Origin of the sequence: Acetobacter okinawensis (assembly GCF_002153655.1) — a bacterium.
GTDB lineage: Bacteria > Pseudomonadota > Alphaproteobacteria > Acetobacterales > Acetobacteraceae > Acetobacter > Acetobacter okinawensis_A.
Window position 1 is genome coordinate 1 of record NZ_JOPJ01000106.1, and the last position, 947, is coordinate 947.

At 59.8% G+C, this 947-nt stretch carries 1 pseudogene; it reads right to left on the bottom strand.

What is annotated here, in order from left to right:
* Positions 1 to 941 (bottom strand): annotated as a pseudogene (locus tag HK26_RS12945) (hypothetical protein); the annotation flags it as partial.
* Positions 942 to 947 lie beyond the last annotated feature (6 nt).

Sequence of the window (947 nt, forward strand, 5' to 3'; positions counted from 1 at the left end):
TTGGGCACTTCATAAAAGGCAGCTTGCAGCGGATTGCCGCCCGCCAGAACCATGTCAAAAAACTTGTGGGCCTCATCCATCAGGATGCCCACCTGATAGCCTTCCAGCTTGGAGGCATTGGCGTTACGCGCCTGAGAATTGGTCAGCTCATCGACAGCGTTGCGGGCCTCCCGCGCTACCGTGATCTGCTCCATAAGCGTGTCCACAATAGCCTGCTGGGCAGCCACAGCGGCCTGTGCATCCTGAGAGGACACGCCATATTCACCAGCCGAAAGAGACTGCACCTTGATCTGCTGGAGGCGGTCCTGTGCCGTCATCAGCTTGAGCGTCAGGCGTGAAACCTCATCCCCGGCCGCAGCCCCCATCTGGAGAAAGCTTTTCAACCCTGAGTTGGTGCCAGCCCGCAGGGCGTTGGTCAGCCCGTCCATATTCCCTGTGGCTTTTGCCGTGGCAGCGGCCAGACCGACCATAGGCGCATTCGCCTGATTAAGCTGGCCATTCCATGCAAGCTGCGCTTCGGTGGAGGCCGCAGTCTTTTGCTTGAGAGCGGCCATGCTGTCCTGCAAACGGCTCATTTCCGTCTGCGTGCGGGACAATTCTGCCGTGATGCCGCTGGTATCACCCCCGGATGCGCCGACCTTATCAAGCTGGGTCTGCAAGGCTGCGGCTTCTGACCTGAGGGCCGAATAAGCCTTGCGCATGCCAGACAGGCTGGCCGTTGTGGATGTCGCCAGCCCATCTGTAGCGGATGCCGCTGCCTTGGCGCTATCGGCAACACCCTGTGCCGCCTTGGCCCCGGCTTCACCCATGCCGGTCAGGGCATCTGTTGCGGCTTCCGCCTTATCCTGCACTGCGTCCAGATGCACACCAGCAGATGCAGCACCTTCTGCTGTCTTGTCATTGACGGTGATGTCAATTTCATTGACCTGGACGACTGTCATGTCAGG